Source organism: Sphingomonas sp. LR60, assembly GCF_036855935.1.
In the GTDB taxonomy this organism is placed as follows: Bacteria; Pseudomonadota; Alphaproteobacteria; order Sphingomonadales; family Sphingomonadaceae; genus Sphingomonas.
Map to the genome: position 1 here is coordinate 247,268 of NZ_JASPFK010000001.1, position 18,282 is coordinate 265,549.

The 18,282-nt window shown below is 67.6% G+C and carries 16 protein-coding genes and 1 pseudogene; 11 read left to right on the forward strand and 6 right to left on the reverse strand.

The features are described from left to right. The first annotated feature begins 29 nt into the window (after positions 1-29). Positions 30-404: a DUF4440 domain-containing protein gene (locus QP166_RS01175; protein WP_333914254.1), complete on the forward strand. Its 375-nt coding sequence runs from the start codon at positions 30-32 to the stop codon at positions 402-404. A gap of 39 nt (positions 405-443) precedes the next feature. Here QP166_RS01175 and QP166_RS01180 read toward each other — a convergent pair whose 3' ends face one another. Both QP166_RS01180 and pyk read right to left on the reverse strand, forming a co-directional pair. Then, a complete protein-coding gene (locus QP166_RS01180; RefSeq protein ID WP_333914255.1) occupies positions 444-863 on the reverse strand; it encodes a hypothetical protein in 420 nt (139 codons plus the stop codon). 33 nt (positions 864-896) lie between these two features. Beyond that, positions 897-2,375, reverse strand: coding sequence for a pyruvate kinase (gene pyk, locus QP166_RS01185; protein ID WP_333914256.1), 1,479 nt, complete (start codon positions 2,373-2,375; stop codon positions 897-899). 66 nt (positions 2,376-2,441) lie between these two features. Between pyk and QP166_RS01190 the strand changes: the two genes are divergently transcribed. The 3 genes from QP166_RS01190 (at position 2,442) to QP166_RS01200 (ending at position 3,785) form a co-directional block, all read left to right on the forward strand. Further along, positions 2,442-2,732: a DUF1244 domain-containing protein gene (locus QP166_RS01190; protein ID WP_333914257.1), complete on the forward strand. Its 291-nt coding sequence runs from the start codon at positions 2,442-2,444 to the stop codon at positions 2,730-2,732. Positions 2,733-2,890: 158 nt separating this feature from the next. After that, positions 2,891-3,157, forward strand: a complete 267-nt coding sequence (locus tag QP166_RS01195; protein ID WP_184036625.1) for a DUF2312 domain-containing protein — start codon at positions 2,891-2,893, stop codon at positions 3,155-3,157. A gap of 142 nt (positions 3,158-3,299) precedes the next feature. After that, a complete protein-coding gene (locus QP166_RS01200; protein ID WP_333914258.1) occupies positions 3,300-3,785 on the forward strand; it encodes a PilZ domain-containing protein in 486 nt (161 codons plus the stop codon). Positions 3,786-4,011: 226 nt separating this feature from the next. On the opposite strand, the gene QP166_RS01205 is transcribed toward QP166_RS01200, so the two are convergent. Beyond that, positions 4,012-5,472 (reverse strand): ATP-binding protein, encoded by a 1,461-nt coding sequence (locus QP166_RS01205; protein ID WP_333914259.1) that lies wholly within the window; start codon positions 5,470-5,472, stop codon positions 4,012-4,014. Between the two features lie 100 nt (positions 5,473-5,572). Here QP166_RS01205 and QP166_RS01210 point away from each other — a divergent pair, with 100 nt between their 5' ends. From QP166_RS01210 to ruvC, 3 genes are read left to right on the forward strand one after another with little or no spacing between them, the layout of a single operon-like run. Continuing rightward, positions 5,573-6,130, forward strand: coding sequence for a DUF1003 domain-containing protein (locus tag QP166_RS01210; RefSeq protein ID WP_333914260.1), 558 nt, complete (start codon positions 5,573-5,575; stop codon positions 6,128-6,130). A 29-nt stretch (positions 6,131-6,159) separates the two neighbouring features. Continuing rightward, on the forward strand, positions 6,160-6,903 hold the full coding sequence (locus QP166_RS01215) for a YebC/PmpR family DNA-binding transcriptional regulator (RefSeq protein ID WP_333914261.1): 744 nt from the start codon (positions 6,160-6,162) through the stop codon (positions 6,901-6,903). After that, positions 6,900-7,406 carry a crossover junction endodeoxyribonuclease RuvC gene (gene ruvC, locus QP166_RS01220; protein ID WP_028967736.1) on the forward strand — a complete coding sequence of 169 codons (507 nt, stop codon included), beginning with the start codon at positions 6,900-6,902 and terminating at the stop codon, positions 7,404-7,406. Before QP166_RS01215 ends, ruvC begins: the two co-directional genes overlap by 4 nt. A 168-nt stretch (positions 7,407-7,574) precedes the next feature. Here the strand turns inward: ruvC and QP166_RS01225 are convergent, their stop codons facing one another. After that, the gene (locus tag QP166_RS01225) at positions 7,575-7,937 is read right to left on the reverse strand and encodes a hypothetical protein (RefSeq protein ID WP_333914262.1); all 363 of its coding nucleotides are present in this window, start codon (positions 7,935-7,937) and stop codon (positions 7,575-7,577) included. A 156-nt stretch (positions 7,938-8,093) separates the two neighbouring features. On the opposite strand from QP166_RS01225, the gene QP166_RS01230 reads away from it, so the two are divergent. Then, on the forward strand, positions 8,094-8,747 hold the full coding sequence (locus QP166_RS01230; RefSeq protein ID WP_333914263.1) for a nuclear transport factor 2 family protein: 654 nt from the start codon (positions 8,094-8,096) through the stop codon (positions 8,745-8,747). Here QP166_RS01230 and QP166_RS01235 read toward each other — a convergent pair. Both QP166_RS01235 and QP166_RS01240 read right to left on the reverse strand, forming a co-directional pair. Continuing rightward, entirely contained in the window at positions 8,725-11,058 is a 2,334-nt protein-coding gene (locus tag QP166_RS01235; protein WP_333914264.1) for an NADP-dependent malic enzyme, read from the reverse strand. The genes QP166_RS01230 and QP166_RS01235 overlap by 23 nt on opposite strands. A gap of 43 nt (positions 11,059-11,101) precedes the next feature. After that, the gene (locus QP166_RS01240) at positions 11,102-11,578 is read right to left on the reverse strand and encodes a methylated-DNA--[protein]-cysteine S-methyltransferase (protein ID WP_333914265.1); all 477 of its coding nucleotides are present in this window, start codon (positions 11,576-11,578) and stop codon (positions 11,102-11,104) included. Positions 11,579-11,942: 364 nt separating this feature from the next. On the opposite strand from QP166_RS01240, the pseudogene mutS reads away from it, so the two are divergent. The 3 genes and pseudogenes from mutS (at position 11,943) to QP166_RS01255 (ending at position 18,249) form a co-directional block, all read left to right on the forward strand. After that, positions 11,943-14,515: pseudogene (gene mutS, locus QP166_RS01245) on the forward strand (DNA mismatch repair protein MutS). A 90-nt stretch (positions 14,516-14,605) separates the two neighbouring features. Then, on the forward strand, positions 14,606-15,313 hold the full coding sequence (locus tag QP166_RS01250; protein ID WP_333914266.1) for a VIT1/CCC1 transporter family protein: 708 nt from the start codon (positions 14,606-14,608) through the stop codon (positions 15,311-15,313). A gap of 194 nt (positions 15,314-15,507) precedes the next feature. Continuing rightward, positions 15,508-18,249 carry a [protein-PII] uridylyltransferase gene (locus QP166_RS01255; protein ID WP_333914267.1) on the forward strand — a complete coding sequence of 914 codons (2,742 nt, stop codon included), beginning with the start codon at positions 15,508-15,510 and terminating at the stop codon, positions 18,247-18,249. Positions 18,250-18,282 lie beyond the last annotated feature (33 nt).

The following is an 18,282-nucleotide window of genomic DNA, read 5'->3' on the forward strand; positions in this document are numbered from 1 at the left end:
TCTGGCTCCGACCGCATCAGGAGAGAGCCATGGAAGACGATCGCGTATGGGCGTTCGAGGAAAGCCTGTGGACCGGCGACGCCGAACATTACCGTGAGTCGATCGACCAGTCGGCGCTGATGGTCGTGCCGCAGCCGCCGTACGTTCTCGAAAGCGAGGCCGCGATTGACGCGGTGTCGCAGACGCCGCGCTGGGAGAAGGTGTCGTTCAGCGACGGACGGATCGTGCGTCCGCAGGAAGGGCTGATCGTGATCGCCTATGGCGTCGAGGCAGTGAAGGGCGACGAACGCTATGTCGCGCATTGCACCTCGACCTACCGTCGGCTGGAACATGAAGTGTGGAAGGTCGTCCAGCACCAGCAGACGCCGCCGCTGACCGCAGAAGTGCGCGTGGCGGAAGGGTGATCGGGGCGCGCCAAGATTGCGAGCCGCGATCTTGGCGCATCACCTAGTGGATGAACTGGACTGTGAAGATAACGGCGCCGCATGCACAAAATTCGTGTCGCCGCGGTATAATTGATCTTCTAATTCAGCGATGTAGTCGATCAGCATCTGCATCGACAGCGGGTCGGTGATCATGGCCGAAGCACGTTGCGCAGCCGCCAATTCCGACCGCAATTTCTTTTTGCGAACCATCCGAATCATCGTCGTCCATCCCACGCCGTGCCGCACGGACTGACAAAGCTTGTGACGATTCGATTGTATAAATAAGTTCGTTGCGCAACCGAAACTTACAAGTGTGCGAGATGGTGTGACGAAGCGTTCTGCCACGTCGATAAACCGTGTTGCTTTTTGCGGCGTTAAGGGAACCAAGTTCGATCTAGCGAAAATAGTAACCGTGGCAGGTCGATAATTCGCGCCCATCGCTCTCCCGGTGGAGCGATGGGCGCGGGTAGGTCACTGCGCGTCGGGCGAGCGATAATCCTTCAACTCGTCGCCGACGATCTGGACGACGTGCAACACGTTGGTCGAGCCGGGAGTGCGGAACGGCACGCCGGCCATCACGATTACGCGGTCACCCGCCTTGGCGATCCCCTGACGCAGCGCGGTGCGCTTGGCCTTGGCGACCATCTCCTCGAACGACTCGACATCGCGCGTGTTGACGTTGTGCGTGCCCCACAGCAGCCCGAGCCGGCGTGCAGTGTCGGTGCTGGGCGTCAGCACAAGGATCGGCACCGACGGGCGTTCGCGCGCGATGCGGCGCGCGGTCGACCCCGACATGGTGAAGCAGATGATCGCCGCCGCCGAAACGGTGTCGGCGATGTTCTTCGCGGCCTCGGCGAGCGCGTCGGCGGTGGTCGGATCGGGGCGGGTGACGGTGAAGTGGATGCGATCACCGTGCATCGGGTCGCGCTCCACCGCGTCGCCGATCGCGTTCATCATCGCGACCGATTCGACCGGCCACTGGCCCGCGGCGCTTTCCGCCGACAGCATGATCGCGTCGGCACCGTCGTAGATCGCGGTCGCGACGTCAGAGACCTCGGCGCGAGTCGGCGACGGGCTCTGGATCATCGACTCGAGCATCTGCGTCGCGACGACGACCGGACGGCCCATGCGGCGCGCCGTCTCGACGATGCGCTTCTGCAGCGGCGGCACCGACTGCGGCGGCAACTCGACGCCGAGATCGCCACGCGCGACCATCACGCCGTCGCACGCCTCGACGATCTCCTCCAGCCGCTCGATCGCGGCGGGCTTCTCGATCTTGGCGAGCAGTGCGGCCTTGCCGCCGATCAGCTTGCGCGCCTCCCAAAGATCCTCGGGCCGCTGCACGAACGACAGCGCGATCCAGTCGACACCCTGGTCGATCGCGAAGGCGAGGTCGGAGCGATCCTTCTCGGTCAGCGCCGCCATCGGGATGACGACGTCGGGGACGTTCAGCCCCTTGTTGTCCGACAGCGGGCCACCGACCTCGACCGTGGTGACGATGCGATTTTCGTCATGGTCGGTGACGCGCAGCACCAGCTTGCCGTCGTCGAGCAACAGGCGTGCGCCCGGCTCGATCGCGGCGAAGATCTCCTTGTGCGGCAGCCGCACGCGCGATGCGTCGCCCGGCGTCGGATCATGATCGAGCGTGAAGGTGCTGCCATGTTCGAGCATGACGCGGCCGCCATCGAACTTGCCGACGCGCAGCTTCGGCCCTTGAAGATCGGCGAGGATCGTCGTCGGGCGCTTGAAGCGCTCCTCCATCGATCGGATCGCTTGGATGACCGCAATCTTCGATTGCTGGTCGCCATGGCTCATGTTCACGCGGAACGCATCCGCGCCCGCCTGGAAAAGGGTGGTGATCATCTCCAGCGTGTTGCTGGCCGGGCCGAGCGTCGCGAGCACGCGAACCTTGCGCGAACGCGGAGCGATATGATTCGGGTTCAGGGTCATGCACCTTCCTGCTTTGCCGGCACGGCCTTAACGAGTAACGGCGCAGGATCAAATCCGGGAGATGACATGGACCGCCTCGACACGCTGGACGATGCCGTAGCCGCGGCCGCTTTCCGCCGGCTCGTCCGACACTTGCGTCACCGCACCGACGCGGAGAATATCGATTTGATGGGATTGGCGGGTTTTTGCCGCAACTGCTTGTCCGACTGGGTGGGCGAGGCCGGCGGGCTCGACAAGGACGACGCGCGCGAGGCGATCTACGGCATGCCCTATGCACAGTGGAAGGCCGCGCATCAGGGCGATGCGACGCCCGAGCAGCTTGCGCGCATGGCCGAGAGCGTCGCGAAGAACGCCTGATCGCAGCCGGCGGGTCGATCACCGGCGACACCCTTGAGCATCGGCGCGCGCGGGCGTAGACGCGCCGCCGCACCCTTATCGGGTATCCACCACGCCGTCCCCGCCCGCGCGATTCGCACCGGCGTTGCGGGCGGCGTCGTTTTTTCTGGGGAAGTATGATGGCGGAAGAGCGTGGCGAAGGCATGGGCGGCGGTTCGGTGGCAGCCGACGAGCTGCGGCTGCTGATCGAGCGGGCCGAGCGGCTCGAGGAAGAGAAGAAGGGCATCGCCGACGACATCAAGGACGTGATGGCCGAAGCCAAGAGCCGCGGCTACGACGCGAAGGCGATCCGCAAGATCTTGCAGATCCGCAAGAAGAAACGCGAAGAATATCAAGAAGAACAGTCGATTCTCGAAGTGTATATGCAAGCACTTGGAATGATCTAGATCATAGTCGGCCGCTCATCGGGCGGCCGTTAATCTCGTCTTCGCTTCTTCCGCGATATATCGTTTTTTATCGAGCGGGCGTGGGGGTAAGCGACAGGTGCTGGCGGGTTTGCAGTCCGGTTTCCGGCCGCGGGAGGAACGGGTGACCGTGCTCGTCCCGTCGCGGATGCGGGTGGACGCACGCTGGCTCGACATCGTGATCCACAACGTTTCCTCGCGCGGGCTGATGGTCGGTTGCGATCAGGCGCCGGCGGTCGGCAGCTATGTCGAGATCCGGCGCGGGACGCTCGTGATCGTCGGCCGAGTCCAGTGGACCAAGGGCCGGTTTTTCGGGCTGCGCTCCCAGGACCGGCTGTCGGTCAAGGCGCTGGTCGACGAGCCGCGGCTTGCCAGCCGTCCCGACCGCAGCACCGCTCAACCCGAAAGCGACCGCCGCGCCGAACGCCGGCTGGCGCATGAAGCGCAGATGGCGCGCAAGATGGAGCGATCGCGCAGCTTCGCGTCGATGTTCCAGTTCCTGGTGCTGGTTGTGGTCGGCATGACGATGGCGGGGATCGCCGCGCATACCGTCTATTCGATGCTGTCGGCACCCGCGGCGCGGATCGAGGATGCGTTGAAGGTCAGGTGAGGGGCGGTCGAGGCGGCGGGCGTGAAGCTGACCCGTTCAGGGCGAACGGGTTTGTGCTTCGGGTCGGTGTTCGTTGCTCGGAGGGGGCGTCATTCCCGCGCAGGCGGGATCCAGAACCTCTGACGTGTCGCTTCTATCGCCGGACCTGCGCGTCTGGATTCCCGCCTGCGCGGGAATGACGGGTGGGCGGGGTAACCGGCTCGGTCAAGTTCGGGGCGACAGTAAGCTACGCCGCTTCGGCCGGGGCGGTCGTCCATCCCAGATGCGGGATCGTGATCGAGCGTTTGCCGCCCATGTCGGTGCGCGTCACGAACAGGTCGCGCCCCTCGATATAGCCGATCAGCCGCTTGACCCGCCCGATCGAGCTGGTGCCGTACGTATTCGCGATCGCGATGTCCGACGGGCAGGGTGCGCCGTCGCGCGCCGCCTTGGCGACCAGCAGAAACGCGCCGAGCATGTCGTCGGGCAAGCCGCCTGCCAGCGCGAGCACGCTCGCCCATTCCTCGGCGTGGGGATCGAAGATGCCGGCGCGCGCGCATGACAAGCGGCGGCTGAAGGCGGCGAGGTCAAGCGCGGGCTTGGCGATCCCCGCCATACGGCAGCGGACCTGGAAATCCTGATAGAGCACCGCCGCCGGACGGCCGCTGCTTTCGTCGTCGGTGACGATCGCGCGCAGCACCTCGGCATAGACCGCCTCGACCTCTTCCTCGTTACGGTCGGGCAGCGACGGCGCGGGGGTCGACGGCGCGGGCGCCTCGATGTCGGACAGCAGTTCGTCGGCGGGGACGCGGCGTGGGCGCGGGTCGAAGGTCATCGGCAGCGTCGGCGCGGTGTCGGGGGTGACGTCGAGCAAGCTCTGCAGGTCGACCGAATCGGCCTGCGGCAGCGGGACCAGCTTGGGGCTGCCGCTGCGCGCCTGCGTCTCGACCGTGCCGATCCGCACCGTGATCGGCCGCCGCGACACTGCGGGACCGAGCGCCATGAAGGTGCCGCGCGCGAGGTCGCGGATCGATTCGGCCTGCCGCCGCTCCATGCCGAGCAGATCGGCGGCGCGCGCCATGTCGATGTCGAGAAAGGTGCGCCCCATCAGGAAGTTGCTCGCTTCCGCGGCGACATTCTTGGCCAGCTTCGCCAGCCGCTGCGTCGCGATCACGCCCGCCAGCCCGCGCTTGCGCCCGCGACACATTAGGTTGGTCATCGCCGACAGCGAGGCGCGGCGGACCTCCTCGGCGACCTCGCCACCGGTGGTCGGCGCGAACAATTGCGCCTCGTCGACCACCACCAGCGCGGGATACCAATGTTCGCGCGGCGCATCGAAGAGCGCGTTGAGGAAGCCGGCGGCGCAGCGCATCTGCCCCTCCGCCTCCAGCCCCTCAAGGCTCAGCACGACGCTGGCGCGATGTTCGCGCAGCCGCGCGGCGATTCGCGCCAGCTCGCGCTCGGCATAATCCGCGCCCTCGATGACGACATGGCCGTAGCGTTCGGACAAAGTGACGAAATCGCCCTCTGGGTCGATCACCACCTGTTGCACCTGACCCGCGCTCCTTTCGAGCAGCCGGCGCAGCAGGTGCGACTTGCCGGACCCGGAATTGCCCTGGACGAGCAATCGGGTGGCGAGCAGTTCTTCGAGGTCCATGGTCACGGGCGCGCCGCGCTCGTCGCTGCCCATGTCTACGCTGACGGTCATGATCGCGCCCCGTGTGGCCGATCATGCCCCGGTTGAGCAAGCGCTTTGCGCGCCCGCGGCGCGCGGCTACGGGGATGCGTCTTCAAGGGGGAAAACTCGCATGGCGCACCGTCCACCGATCGCCGACCTCGCGCTGCGCATCATCGGCAAGCCGCGCCACTCGCTCGATGCCGAGGAACGCCGCGTCCTCGACAGCATGGATGCGGGGACGTTGGTCAGCCGCGATGCCGCCGACGAAGCCGATCTGCGCGCCAGCTTCGGCGACCGCCTCGCCGACAAGGTCGCGGCGGTCGGCGGGTCGTGGGGGTTCATCATCGCCTTCACGGTAGTGCTGGTCGGGTGGATGCTGCTCAACACCGACGTGCTCAAATATTTCGGGCTGCAGTTCGACCCCTATCCGTACATCTTCCTCAACCTGATGCTGTCGACGCTCGCCGCGGTGCAGGCGCCGGTGATCATGATGAGCCAGAACCGGCAGGCGTCGAAGGACCGGCTCGCCGCCAGCCTCGATTACGAGACCAATTTGCGAGCCGAGCTGGAGATCCTGCGGCTCCACGAAAAGATCGACGGGCTGGTGATCGAGCGGCTTGCGGCGCTGGAGGCCAAGATCGACCGTTTGGGGACAGACGGGTTGGCGAATGGTGCTCCGCGCGCGTAAAGGCACGGGATTATCCGTCAGAGGCGACCATGGCAGGCCATTCCAAGTTCAAGAACATCATGCATCGCAAGGGCGCGCAGGATAAGAAGCGCTCCGGCATGTTTTCCAAGCTCAGCCGCGAAATCACCGTCGCGGCGAAGATGGGGCTGCCCGATCCCGACATGAACCCGCGGCTGCGCGCCGCGATCAACGCCGCCAAGGCGCAGTCGATGCCCAAGGACAATATCCAGCGCGCGATCGACAAGGCGAGCAAGGGCGACACCGAGAATTACGAGGAAATCCGCTACGAGGGCTTCGGCCCCGGCGGCGTGAGCCTGATCATCGAGGCGCTGTCCGACAACCGCAACCGCACCGCGACCAACGTGCGCACCGCCGTGTCGAAGAACGGCGGCAACCTGGGCGCGAGCGGCTCGGTGAGCCATGGCTTCGATCGGATGGGGCTGATCAACTATCCCGCGACCGCGGGCGATGCCGAGAAGGTGTTCGAGGCGGCGCTGGAAGCCGGCGCCGAGGACGTGACCTCGACCGAGGAAGGTCACGAGATCTGGACCGAACAGGGCTCCCTCCACGAGGTGGCCAAGGCGCTGGAGCCGGTGCTGGGTGAGGCCGAGGGCGCGAAGCTGGCATGGCGGCCACAGACGATGGTCGAGGTGTCGGAGGGCGACGCGGCGACGTTGTTCAAGCTGATCGACGCGCTCGACGACGATGACGACGTGCAGACGGTGTGGGGGAATTACGAGGTGTCCGACGAGGTGATGGCGAAGCTGGGGTGATCATCCTCGGCCTCGACCCCGGCCTGGGCACGACCGGCTGGGGGGTGATCCGCGCCGAGGGGAACCGGCTGAGCCATGTCGGCAACGGCCAGATCCGCACCGACCCGTCGATGCCGCTGCCGCGCCGGCTCGCGAACCTCTACGCCGCATTGATCGACGTCATTCGCGCCGAACGGCCCGATGAGGCGGCGGTCGAGGAGGTGCTGGGGAATACCAATGCGCAATCGACGCTCAAGCTGGGGCAGGCGCGTGGGGTGGTGTTGCTGGCGGCAAGCGGCGCGGGGCTGACGATCGGGGAGTATCACCCCTCGACCGTCAAGAAGGCGGTCGTCGGCACCGGCGGCGCGGAGAAGCGGCAAATTCAGGCGATGATGGCGGTGCTGCTGCCCGGCGCCAAGCTGGCCGGTCCGGACGCGGCCGACGCCCTGGCGGTCGCGATCTGCCACGCGCACCATGTCGCAAGCGCGCAAGGGATGATGCGGCGCGCGCGGGCGGGGGCGTAAGGCCGCGCGTCCCCCTCCGTCATTCTCGCGAAGGCGGAATCCAGACGCGCAGGTCTGTCGATAGAGGCGAAGCGTCAGAGGTTCTGGATCCCCGCCTTCGGCCACGGGTCGAAGTTTATCCTGAGCGCCTGCCGTGCGGGCAGCCGAAGGGCGGGAATGACGGGAGTGTCAGGGCCGTATCATCAGCCCTTCGGTCTCGATGATACCGATCGCGTGGACCAGATGGTCGTCCCCAAACGTGTAGCGGATCGCGCGCGTGCGATAGCGCGGGTCGGCGATCACCCCCGCCGGCACGTCCGAGCGATCGTCGCATTCGTCGAGCACGAGGATCGAATCCCACCCCGGCGTGTAACTGATGACGTGGCGGTCGAGCTTGCCCAGCCGGTGCCGCTCCATCGCCACCCACGCCGCCTTGTCGTGCGCGACCGGTGCGCCGTTGATCGTGACCGCCAGGTCGGGCGCGAGATCGGCGGCATAGGCGTCGAAGGTCGCCGCCGTCGCGGTCGGTACGACCTGCGCGATGGCTGCCATGATATAATCGGGCGGCGGGGGGCCGGGGAGGCGGTGGCCACATCCGGTAGCACTGCCGCCAGCAACAGGACCAATCCCTTCGCCACCATCATTCGCCGCCTCCGACCTTCCGATGGTAGGGCAAGATGCTCCGCTGCGGGGTGGCTGGCAACGCCGATGATCACGCAAAGCCGCTCCCGTCATTCCCGCGAAGGCGGGAATTCAGACGCGCAGGTTTTCGCAAGAGGCGAAACGTCAGAGGTTCTGGATCCCCGCATTCGCGGGGATGACGGAGTTTGGTGGATAGCGGTCGACCAAGTTCAGGTGCAGACAATTGCGATTTGTCAGGAGGTTTTGATGCGCCGCATTCGAATTGCTCTCGCCATCCTGGCCGTGCCAATCGCCGGAACGTCTCCGGCTGCGCAGCCGAACGAGCGGGAACCAAGCGAGGCGGCCCTTGCGAAATTGGACCTTCAGCAGAAAGAGATGGTCGCGAAGGCCGATATTGACGGACTCGCGGCACTCTCTTCGTCGAAGTTGACGATCAACGCACCTACCGGCCGCGTCCTCACCCGAGAGCAGTTCATCGCAATGATGCGTAGCGGGCAGATCGGGGCCGAAAACTTTGAGCGCACGGTGGAGAGCGTCACGGTGAGTGGCTCCGTGGGCGTAGTAATGGGCAATGAGGTTTTCACGCCCACCGCACTAAGTGAGCTGGGACGCAGGTACGGCGTCGTTCCCCTGAAGCGCCGATACACCAACATCTATGTCCGCGATCGCGGCACATGGCGGTGGCTCGCACGACACGCTAACGTTGTCCTGACGCGTTAAGTAGCGTCGCGCTTTTGGGCGAGCCCCGCCCCATCACCTCACCGCGCAATACCCCCGCCGCGAGCACCGCCAGCGTCACCAGATCGCCCGCGGTCGACGTCATCGGCGCGATCTGGACCGGCTTTTCCATGCCGACCAGCATCGGGCCGATCATGTCGTCGCCGCCCAGTTCGCGCAGCAGCTTGGCGGAGATGTTCGCCGACTGCAGCCCCGGCATCACCAGCACGTTGGCCGGGCCGGACAGGCGCGCGAACGGGAAGTTCTTGAGCTGGCGCGGGTTGAGCGCGACGTCGGGGGCCATCTCGCCCTCATATTCGAAGCTCACCTTGCGGTCGTCGAGCACCTGTACCGCGCCGCGGATGTTGTCGAGCCACTGGCCGTTGGGGTTGCCGAAGGTCGAATAGCTGAGGAACGCGACGCGCGGTTCCTGCCCGAGCCGGCGCGCGACCGCGGCGGTCTGCTCGGCGATGTCGGCGAGTTCCTCGGCGGTGGGACGCTCGTTGACCGTGGTGTCGGCGATGAAGACGGTGTGTGATTGGCCGACCAGCACGTGGATGCCGAAGGCGGTGCGGCCGGGCGCGGGGTCGATCACACGCTTGATCTCGCGCATCGACTGCGCGAACGGGCGCGTCACGCCGGTGATCATCGCGTCGGCCTCGCCGAGCTGGAGCAGCACCGAACCGAAGATGTTGCGGTCCTGGTTGATCATCCGCTCGACCTCGCGGCGCAGGAAGCCGCGGCGTTGCAGGCGCGCGTAGAGGAAGTCGACCATCTTGGGCACCAGCGGCGAGACGCGGCTGTTGTGCAGTTCGTATTCTTCCGGGTTCGCGATGCCGAGCGCGCGCAGCCGATCGTACACGTCCTCGCGCCCGACCAGCACCGGCGTGCCATAGCCGCCTTCCTTGAAGGCGATGGCGGCGCGCAGCACGACTTCCTCTTCGCCCTCGGCGAACAGCACGCGCTTCGGATTGGCCTTTGCGCCTTCATAGGCGAGGCTGAGCACCGAAGTGGTCGGGTTGAGCCGCGCGCGTAGCGCCGCGGTGTAAGCGGCCATGTCGAGGATCGGCTTGGTCGCGACGCCCGAATCCATAGCCGCCTTGGCGACGGCGGCGGGGACGATCTCCATCAGCCGCGGATCGAACGGCGAGGGGATGATGTACTCGGGGCCGAAGCTGTGCTGGACGCCGTACGCGATCGCGACTTCCTCGGGCACGCGCTGCCGCGCCAGCTCGGCGATGGCGTTGGCGGCGGCGATCTTCATCGCGTCGTTGATGCCCGTGGCGCGCACGTCGAGCGCGCCGCGGAAGATGAACGGGAAGCAGATCACGTTGTTGACCTGGTTCGGATAGTCCGACCGCCCGGTGGCGACGATCGCGTCGGGGCGCGCCGCCTTGGCCAGTTCGGGGCGGATCTCCGGCTCCGGATTGGCCATCGCGAAGATGATCGGAGCGGGGGCCATGTCGACCACCATCTCCGGCTTGAGCGCGCCTGCCGCCGACAGACCGAGGAACACGTCGGCGCCGTGCAGCGCCTCGGTCAGCGTGCGGCGATCGGTGTTGGCGGCGTGCGCCGACTGCCATTGGTTCACGCCGTCGCGACCCTGATAGATCACGCCGGTGCGGTCGCAGATCAGGACGTTGTCGTGGCGGACGCCCATCGCCTTGATCAGCTCGGTACAGGCGATCGCCGCCGCGCCCGCGCCGTTCACGACGACCTTGATCTCGGACAGCTTGCGTCCGGTCAGCAGGCAGGCGTTAATGACGCCGGCGGCGCAGATGATCGCGGTGCCGTGCTGGTCGTCATGGAAGACCGGAATGTTCATCCGTTCGCGCAGCGTCTGCTCGATGATGAAACATTCCGGGGCCTTGATGTCCTCGAGGTTGATCCCGCCGAAGGTCGGCTCCATCAGTTCGACCGCGTCGATGATCCGGTCGACATCCTCGGTCTTCAGTTCGATATCGATCGAATCGACATCGGCGAAGCGCTTGAACAGCACCGCCTTGCCTTCCATCACCGGCTTGCTGGCCAGCGCGCCGAGATTGCCCATGCCGAGGATCGCGGTGCCGTTCGAGATGACGGCGACCAGATTGCCCTTGGCGGTATAATCGTAGGCGGTGGCGGGATCGTCGGCGATCGCCTGAACCGGGATCGCGACGCCGGGCGAATAGGCGAGCGCAAGGTCGCGCTGCGATGCCATCGGCTTGGACGGAACGATCTCGATCTTGCCGGGGCGCCCCTCCGAGTGAAACAAAAGGGCTTCGCGCTCGAACTGGACGTTGCGCTCGTCGGCTTGGGTGCGATCGTCGGTCATGTCGACAGCCCTTACGGAATGCGGGCGGCGATGGGAATATCTCCTAGCGTTGCTCGTGCGCGAGCAGATGTTGCTTGGCCGCCAGCCCGCCCGCAAAGCCGGTCAGCGCCCCCGATCGGCCGATGACGCGGTGGCAGGGGGTGACGATCGTGATCGGGTTGCGGCCGTTCGCCGCGCCGACCGCGCGGGTCGCGGTGGGGCGGCCGATCGCTCGTGCGATATCGGCATAGCTGCGCGTCTCGCCATACGGGATGGCGTCGAGCGCGCGCCACACGTCACGCTGGAACGCGGTGCCGCGCGGGCCGAGCGGAAGGTCGAAGGTCGTGCGGGTGCCGGCGAAATATTCGCCGAGCTGCGTCGCGGCGGCGGCGAGCACCGGATGGTCGGGACGCTCGGTCGTGGCTTCCAGCCGCACACGGCCCGGCTTGTCGTCGGGCCACAGGATCGCCACGAGCGCGGTGTCGTCGGCGACCAGCGTCAGGTCGCCGAGCGGGGAGGGAAGGGTGGTGCGGTGGAGCATGATGACGCTTCTATCGGCTTTCGCCTGCGGTCGCATCCCGCGGCTTGCGGTCAAAGTGGCGGGTGTTCGCCATCGGGGCGAGCGCGTATGATTGTTCAGTCATGGACCGACGGCGCATCCTCGAGGATTATCGCCGGTGGATGAATCTCGCCCGCGCCGAAGCCGATGTGGCGGCAGGACGCGTCCATTCGCACGCGATCGTCGGCGAATGGCTGAAGACCTGGGGCAAGCCCGGACGGTTCCCTTTCAAGGAGTGGCTTGCGCGCCGTGATGGCTGTCGGCATCGCGACACGACGTGCGCATCCCTGACACGCCACGCGACTCCCGGACCCTTTCCATGACCACCACACCCGCCCCGACGCCGATGATGGCGCAATATCTCGCGCTAAAGGCCGAGTCCGAGGATTGCCTGCTCTTCTACCGGATGGGCGATTTCTTCGAATTGTTCTTCGACGACGCGCGCGTCGCGGCGCAGGTGCTCGATATCGCGCTGACCTCGCGGGGCGAACATGCCGGTGAGAAAATCCCGATGTGCGGCGTGCCGGTCCATGCCGCGACCGCCTATCTGCAACGGCTCATCAAGGCCGGGCACCGCGTTGCGATCGCCGAGCAGACCGAGAGTCCCGAGGCGGCGCGCAAGGCGCGCGGATCGAAGGCGCTGGTCAACCGCGCGATCGTCCGCGTCGTCACCGCCGGCACGCTGACCGAGGAGACGTTGCTCGACGCGCGTGCCGCCAATTGGTGCGTCGCGATCGGTGACGTCGGCGGCGAGGTCGCGGTGGCGGCGGCGGACGTGTCGACCGGGCGGTTCGAGGTGATCGCCTGCGATCGAGCGTCGCTGGGCGCCGAGCTGGCGCGGCTCGGCGCGGCGGAGGTGGTCGCCGCGGAGGGCAGCGACGCGCCCGCGACCGTGTGGCGCCCGCGCGCCGAGTTCGACAGCGCGCGCGCCGAGGAGCGATTGAAGCGGTTGTTCGCGGTCGCGACGCTCGACGGCTTCGGGCAGTTCGGGCGCGCCGGGCTGGCGGCGGCGGGCGGGCTGGTCGCGTATCTCGACCACACCGCCAAGGGGCAACTGCCGTTCCTGCGCCCGCCGATGCTGGCCGCCGCGCGCGACACGATGGCGATCGACGCCGCGACGCGCGAGAGCCTGGAGATCACCTGCACCGCGCAGGGGCAGCGTAAGGGCAGCCTGCTCGACGCGACCGACCGCACCGTGACCGGCGCAGGCGCGCGGTTGCTCGCCGCCGATCTCGGCGCGCCGCTGATGGATCGTGCGGACATCGAGGCGCGGCTCGATCTGGTGCGGCTGTTCCACGACGATGCGGGAGCGCGCGACCGCATCCGCGCCGCGTTGCGCGCGTTGCCCGATATCGGTCGCGCGCTCGGGCGGCTCGCGGCGGGGCGGGGGAGCCCGCGCGATCTCGGGCAATTGCGCGACGGGCTCGATGGCGCGTGGGCGATCGGCGAGCGGCTCGGCAAGCTGGCTGACAACCCCGCGCTGCTCGCGCAGATCGCGCCGCGGCTGCGCGGGCATGGCGAGTTGATCGACCTGCTCAAGCGTGCGCTCGTCCCATCGCCGCCGATCGAGGCAAGCGACGGCGGCTATATCGCGGCCGGCTATGACCCCGCGCTCGACGCGCTGCGCGACACCGGCAGCGGCGGTCGGCGCGCGATCGCCGCGCTGGAGGCGACGTTCCGCGCGAAGACCGGGATCGCCGCGCTCAAGATCCGCCACAATGGCGTGCTCGGTTATCATATCGAGGTGCCGGCGCGCGCCGCCGATCCGTTGATGGCGGCGGACTCGGGATTCACGCATCGCCAGACGCTGGCAGGCGTGGTGCGCTTCAACGCGCCCGAGCTGCACGAGGTCGCCGCCAGCGTGACGCAGGCCGGTGCGCACGCGCTCGCCGCCGAGGCCGCGCATCTGGAGGACCTTGTCGCGCAGGCGCTGGCCGGCCGGCTGGCGATCGCCGCGACCGCCGACGCGCTCGCGCGGCTCGACGTCGCCGCGGCGCTGGCCGAGCGCGCGATCGAGGGCGGCTGGTCGCGCCCCGCCTTTGCGGACCACGCCTGTTTCGACGTCACCGGGGGGCGGCATCCGGTGGTGGAGGCGGCGTTGGCCAAGAGCGGCGACCGCTTCGTCGCCAACGACTGCGTGCTGGGCGAGCGTTCGCGGCTGTGGCTCGTCACCGGGCCCAACATGGGCGGCAAGTCGACCTTCCTGCGCCAGAATGCGCTGATCGCGGTGCTGGCGCAGGCGGGGGCCTATGTGCCCGCCGCCAAGGCGCGGCTCGGGCTGGTCGACCGGCTGTTCAGCCGCGTCGGCGCGTCGGACAATCTCGCGCGCGGCCGCTCGACCTTCATGGTCGAGATGGTCGAGACCGCCGCGATCCTAGCGCAGGCGACCGAGCGCAGCTTCGTGATCCTCGACGAGGTCGGGCGCGGCACCTCCACCTATGACGGGCTGGCGATCGCCTGGGCAGTGGTCGAGGCGATCCATGAGGATAATCGCTGCCGCTGCCTGTTCGCCACGCATTACCACGAACTGACGCGGCTGGCCGAGCGCTGCGACGCGCTGAGCCTCCACCACGTCCGCGCGCGCGAGTGGAAGGGGAGCTGGTGCTGCTCCACGAACTCGCCGACGGGCCGGCGGACCGCAGCTATGGCCTCGCGGTCGCGCGGCTCGCGGGGATGCCGCCTGCGACCGTGTCGCGCGCCAAGGCGGTGCTCGCGAAGCTGGAGGCGGGGCGCGCCAAGACCGGCGGGCTGGCCGCAGGGCTGGACGATCTCCCGCTGTTCGCCGCCGCCGCGCAGGCCGAGGAAGACACATGCGACGCGATCCGCGCCGAGGTCGAGGCCCTTGACGTCGACGCGCTGACCCCGCGCGAGGCGCTGGATACGCTGTACCGGCTGAAGGCGCTGGCGCGGGAGGTGTAGGGATTTCCCTGTCGCGACGTTCGGCAGGATCGGATGCGGTTTGCCGGGCGTCTTGCGGAGGGCAATCGACACCATAGAGGCGAGCAGGGCATGGCCGATACGACGCAACACGCTGCTGGCGAGCATCATCTGGTCCATCGCACGGGCTGGCTTCGTGCCGCAGTGCTGGGCGCCAATGACGGCATCATCTCGGTGTCGAGCCTGATCGTCGGCGTTGCCGCCGCACCCGGCGCCACGGCAGCCACGATCCTGCTGGCCGGTGTGGCCGCGTTGGTCGGCGGCGCATTGTCGATGGCGGCGGGCGAGTATGTGTCCGTCAGTTCGCAGGCCGATACCGAAACCGCCGACCTCGCGCGCGAGGCGGCGGAAATCGCCCGTGCGCCGCTGGCGGAAACGCGGGAACTGGCCGCGATCTACGAGGCGCGCGGGGTCGATGGAGCGCTCGCGCGACAAGTGGCGGAGCAGATGATGGCACACGATGCGCTCGGTGCGCATCGGCGCGACGAGCTGGGCCTTGCCGATGACGGCGGATCGCGACCGGTGCAGGCCGCGCTGTTCTCGGCGACGGCGTTCGCGGCAGGGGCCATCCTGCCGGTGGTCGCCGCACTCGTACCGCGCGGGTATGTCCTCTATACTGTGCCGGCGACGGCATTCGTGCTGCTCGCCTTGTTGGGCGCGCTGGGGGCGAAGGCGGGCGGCGCGCCGGTGGGGCGCGGGATGATGCGCGTCATCCTGCTGGGCGCGATGGCGATGGGCGTGACCGCGTTGATCGGCACGCTGACCGGTACGGTGATTTGAGTAGGGTCGGAACGGGACACCCTGGATTGCTTCGCTGCGCTCGCAATGACGGCCTCGGTTCGACATCACGTTTTCGCCGTCGAAGAGCGCTGTGCGACGATGAAGGAGCCGGCAAGTTCGGCCTGAACGGCCTCCGGGCATCGACGCTTTCAAAGCACGCGACCTTTTAACCCCGAGCCGCTATCTCCGCGCGCATGACCGGACGCTTCGACCACCTTCCCAACCGCCGCGCGATCGTCGACCGTCGCCTGCTCGCCGAGAAGGTCGCCGCCGCCACGGGCAAGGACACGTCAGCGCTGCGCCATCAGGTCAGCCTGTTGCTCAAGAGCGCGCTCGAAGCCGGGCGCGCCGAGATCGCGCGGCGGCTGATCGCCAACCCCTCGCGCGGGATCGAGGCGGCGAATGCGCAGGCCTATCTGGTCGATCAATTGCTGCGCGTGCTCGCCGATTTCACGACGCAGCGGCTGTACCCGCTCGCCAACCCCACCACCGGGGAACGGCTGCTGCTGCTCGCGGTCGGCGGCTATGGGCGCGGCGAGATGGCGCCCTTTTCCGACGTCGACATCGGCTTCCTCACGCCCGGCAAGCAGACGCCCTGGGCCGAGCAGGTCATCGAATCGATGCTGTACGCGCTGTGGGACCTCGGGCTGAAGATCGGCCATTCGAGCCGCTCGCTCGACGAGATGGTGCGGCAGGCGAAGGCCGACGTGACGGTGCGCACCGCCTTGCTCGAAGGGCGATACGTCTGGGGTGACGAGGATCTGTACGAGGAGGCGTCGCGGCGCTTCCACGACGATGTGCGGCGCGGCACGGAGCGGCAGTTCGCCGCCGACAAGCTCGCCGAGCGCAACGCGCGTCACGTCCGGATGGGCGACACGCGCTATGTCGTCGAACCCAACGTCAAGGAAGGCAAGGGGGGCTTGCGCGATCTCCACGCGCTGTTCTGGATCGGCAAATATACCTATCAGGTGCAGCGGTCGAACGAGCTGGTCGCGGTCGGGCTGTTCACGCGCGCGGAATATCGCCTCTTTCATCGCGCCGACAATTTCCTGTGGGCGGTGCGCTGCCACCTGCATCTGATCGCGGGGCGCGGCGAGGACCGGCTGACCTTCGATTACCAGCGCGAGATCGCGCAGCGGATGCATTACGCCGACCGCCCCGGCAAATCGGCGGTCGAGCGCTTCATGCAATTCTATTTCCTGCAGGCGCGCACGGTCGGGTCGCTGACCGGGCTGTTCCTCGCGCATATGGACGAGCGCTTCTCGCGCCGTCGGCGGCTGGGGCTCAAGATGGCGCGGACGCCGCGCAAGCTCGACGGCTTCGCCAATGACGGCGGGCGGATCGCGCTGCCCTCGGACGACTTCTTCCAGCAGGACCCGCGCCGATTGGTCGAGATCTTCGCGCTCGCCGCCGAACAGGGGATGGAAATCCACCCGCTCGCCTTGCGCTGCGCGACGCGCGACGCGCGGCTGGTCACCGCGGTGCGCCGCGACGCGCACGCCAATGCGCGCTTCCTCGACCTGCTCGCCGGCGCACATGATCCCGAATTGCCGCTGCGCTGGATGAACGAGACCGGGGTGCTGGGGCGGTTCGTGCCGGACTGGGCGCGGATCGTCGCGCAGATGCAGTTCGACATGTACCATCACTATACCGTCGACGAGCATACGATCCGTGCGATCGGGCTGCTCGCGCGGATGGAAGCCGGGGCGCTCGCCGACGATCATCCGCTGCCCAGCGAGATCATGGGGCAGATCGTGTCGCGACGCGTGCTGTATGTCGCGGTGCTGCTCCACGACATCGCCAAGGGGCGCGGCGGCGATCATTCGATCCTGGGCGCGGAGGTCGCGGAGCGGCTGTGTCCGCGCTTCGGGCTGACCCCCGCCGAAACCGAGACGGTCGCGTGGCTGGTGCGGCATCACCTGTTGATGAGTTCGACCGCGTTCCGTCGCGACCTGACCGACTTCAAGACGATCCTCGACTTCACCGAAGTGGTGCAGAGCCCGGAGCGGTTGCGGCTGCTGCTGGTGCTGACCGTCGTCGATATACGCGCGGTCGGGCCGGGGACGTGGAACGGCTGGAAGGGGCAGTTGCTCGGCGACCTCTACGATCGCGCCGAGGAAGTGCTGCGGCTCGGGCACAAACAGAAGGGGCGCGGCGAGCGCGTGCTCGCGAAGCAGGAGACGCTGCGTACCGCGCTGCAATGGGATGCCGACAAGCTGGCGGCCTATGTGCGTCGCCTGCCCGAGCCTTATTGGATCGCCGAGCCCAACGACGTGCTGGCGCATAATGCCGCCTTCGTCACGCAGACCGGCGACGTGCAGCTCGCGATCGACGCGCAAGTCTATCCCGAGCGGGGCGCGACGCTGGTGACGGTCTATGCCGCCGACCATCCCGGGCTGTTCAGCCGCATCGCGGGCGCGATCCATGTCGCGGGTGGCAACATCATCGATGCGCGCATCCACACCACGCGCGACGGCATGGCGCTCGACAATTTCCTGGTGCAGGACCCGCTGGGGCGGCCGTTCGACGAGGCGGGGCAGTTGACGCGGCTCAAGACCGCGATCGAGGATGCGCTGGCGGGACGCGGCAAGCTGACCGACCGGTTGAAGGCCAAGCCGCTGCCGCGCGCGCGCGCCGATGCCTTCCGGATCGAACCCAACGTGCTGGTCGACAACAAGGCGTCGAACCGCTTCACCGTCGTCGAGGTCGCGGCGCCCGATCGGCCGGCGTTGCTCAACCAGCTCGCCTATGCGCTGTTCCTGTCGAAGGTGACGATCCATTCTGCGCATGTCGCGACCTATGGCGAGCGTGCGGTCGACGTCTTCTACCTGACCGATCTGACGGGGGACAAGATCGCGTCGACGACGCGGGTGCGCGCGCTGGAGAAACGCTTGCTGGCCGCCGCATCGGGCGCGCCGCAGGAGGAGGCGGCTTAGGCTCGCATCAAAGCCCCACCAGCGCAGCATAAC

What these genes read in the sequence shown, in the direction of transcription:
- QP166_RS01175 (WP_333914254.1), top strand. Translation starts at nt 30, where the DNA reads ATGGAAGACGATCGCGTATGGGCGTTCGAGGAAAGCCTGTGGACCGGC.
- QP166_RS01180 (WP_333914255.1), bottom strand. Translation starts at nt 863, where the DNA reads ATGGGCGCGAATTATCGACCTGCCACGGTTACTATTTTCGCTAGATCG.
- pyk (WP_333914256.1), bottom strand. Translation starts at nt 2,375, where the DNA reads ATGACCCTGAACCCGAATCATATCGCTCCGCGTTCGCGCAAGGTTCGC.
- QP166_RS01190 (WP_333914257.1), top strand. Translation starts at nt 2,442, where the DNA reads ATGGACCGCCTCGACACGCTGGACGATGCCGTAGCCGCGGCCGCTTTC.
- QP166_RS01195 (WP_184036625.1), top strand. Translation starts at nt 2,891, where the DNA reads ATGGCGGAAGAGCGTGGCGAAGGCATGGGCGGCGGTTCGGTGGCAGCC.
- QP166_RS01205 (WP_333914259.1), bottom strand. Translation starts at nt 5,472, where the DNA reads ATGACCGTCAGCGTAGACATGGGCAGCGACGAGCGCGGCGCGCCCGTG.
- QP166_RS01210 (WP_333914260.1), top strand. Translation starts at nt 5,573, where the DNA reads ATGGCGCACCGTCCACCGATCGCCGACCTCGCGCTGCGCATCATCGGC.
- QP166_RS01215 (WP_333914261.1), top strand. Translation starts at nt 6,160, where the DNA reads ATGGCAGGCCATTCCAAGTTCAAGAACATCATGCATCGCAAGGGCGCG.
- QP166_RS01225 (WP_333914262.1), bottom strand. Translation starts at nt 7,937, where the DNA reads ATGGCAGCCATCGCGCAGGTCGTACCGACCGCGACGGCGGCGACCTTC.
- QP166_RS01230 (WP_333914263.1), top strand. Translation starts at nt 8,094, where the DNA reads ATGATCACGCAAAGCCGCTCCCGTCATTCCCGCGAAGGCGGGAATTCA.
- QP166_RS01235 (WP_333914264.1), bottom strand. Translation starts at nt 11,058, where the DNA reads ATGACCGACGATCGCACCCAAGCCGACGAGCGCAACGTCCAGTTCGAG.
- QP166_RS01240 (WP_333914265.1), bottom strand. Translation starts at nt 11,578, where the DNA reads ATGCTCCACCGCACCACCCTTCCCTCCCCGCTCGGCGACCTGACGCTG.
- QP166_RS01250 (WP_333914266.1), top strand. Translation starts at nt 14,606, where the DNA reads ATGGCCGATACGACGCAACACGCTGCTGGCGAGCATCATCTGGTCCAT.
- QP166_RS01255 (WP_333914267.1), top strand. Translation starts at nt 15,508, where the DNA reads ATGACCGGACGCTTCGACCACCTTCCCAACCGCCGCGCGATCGTCGAC.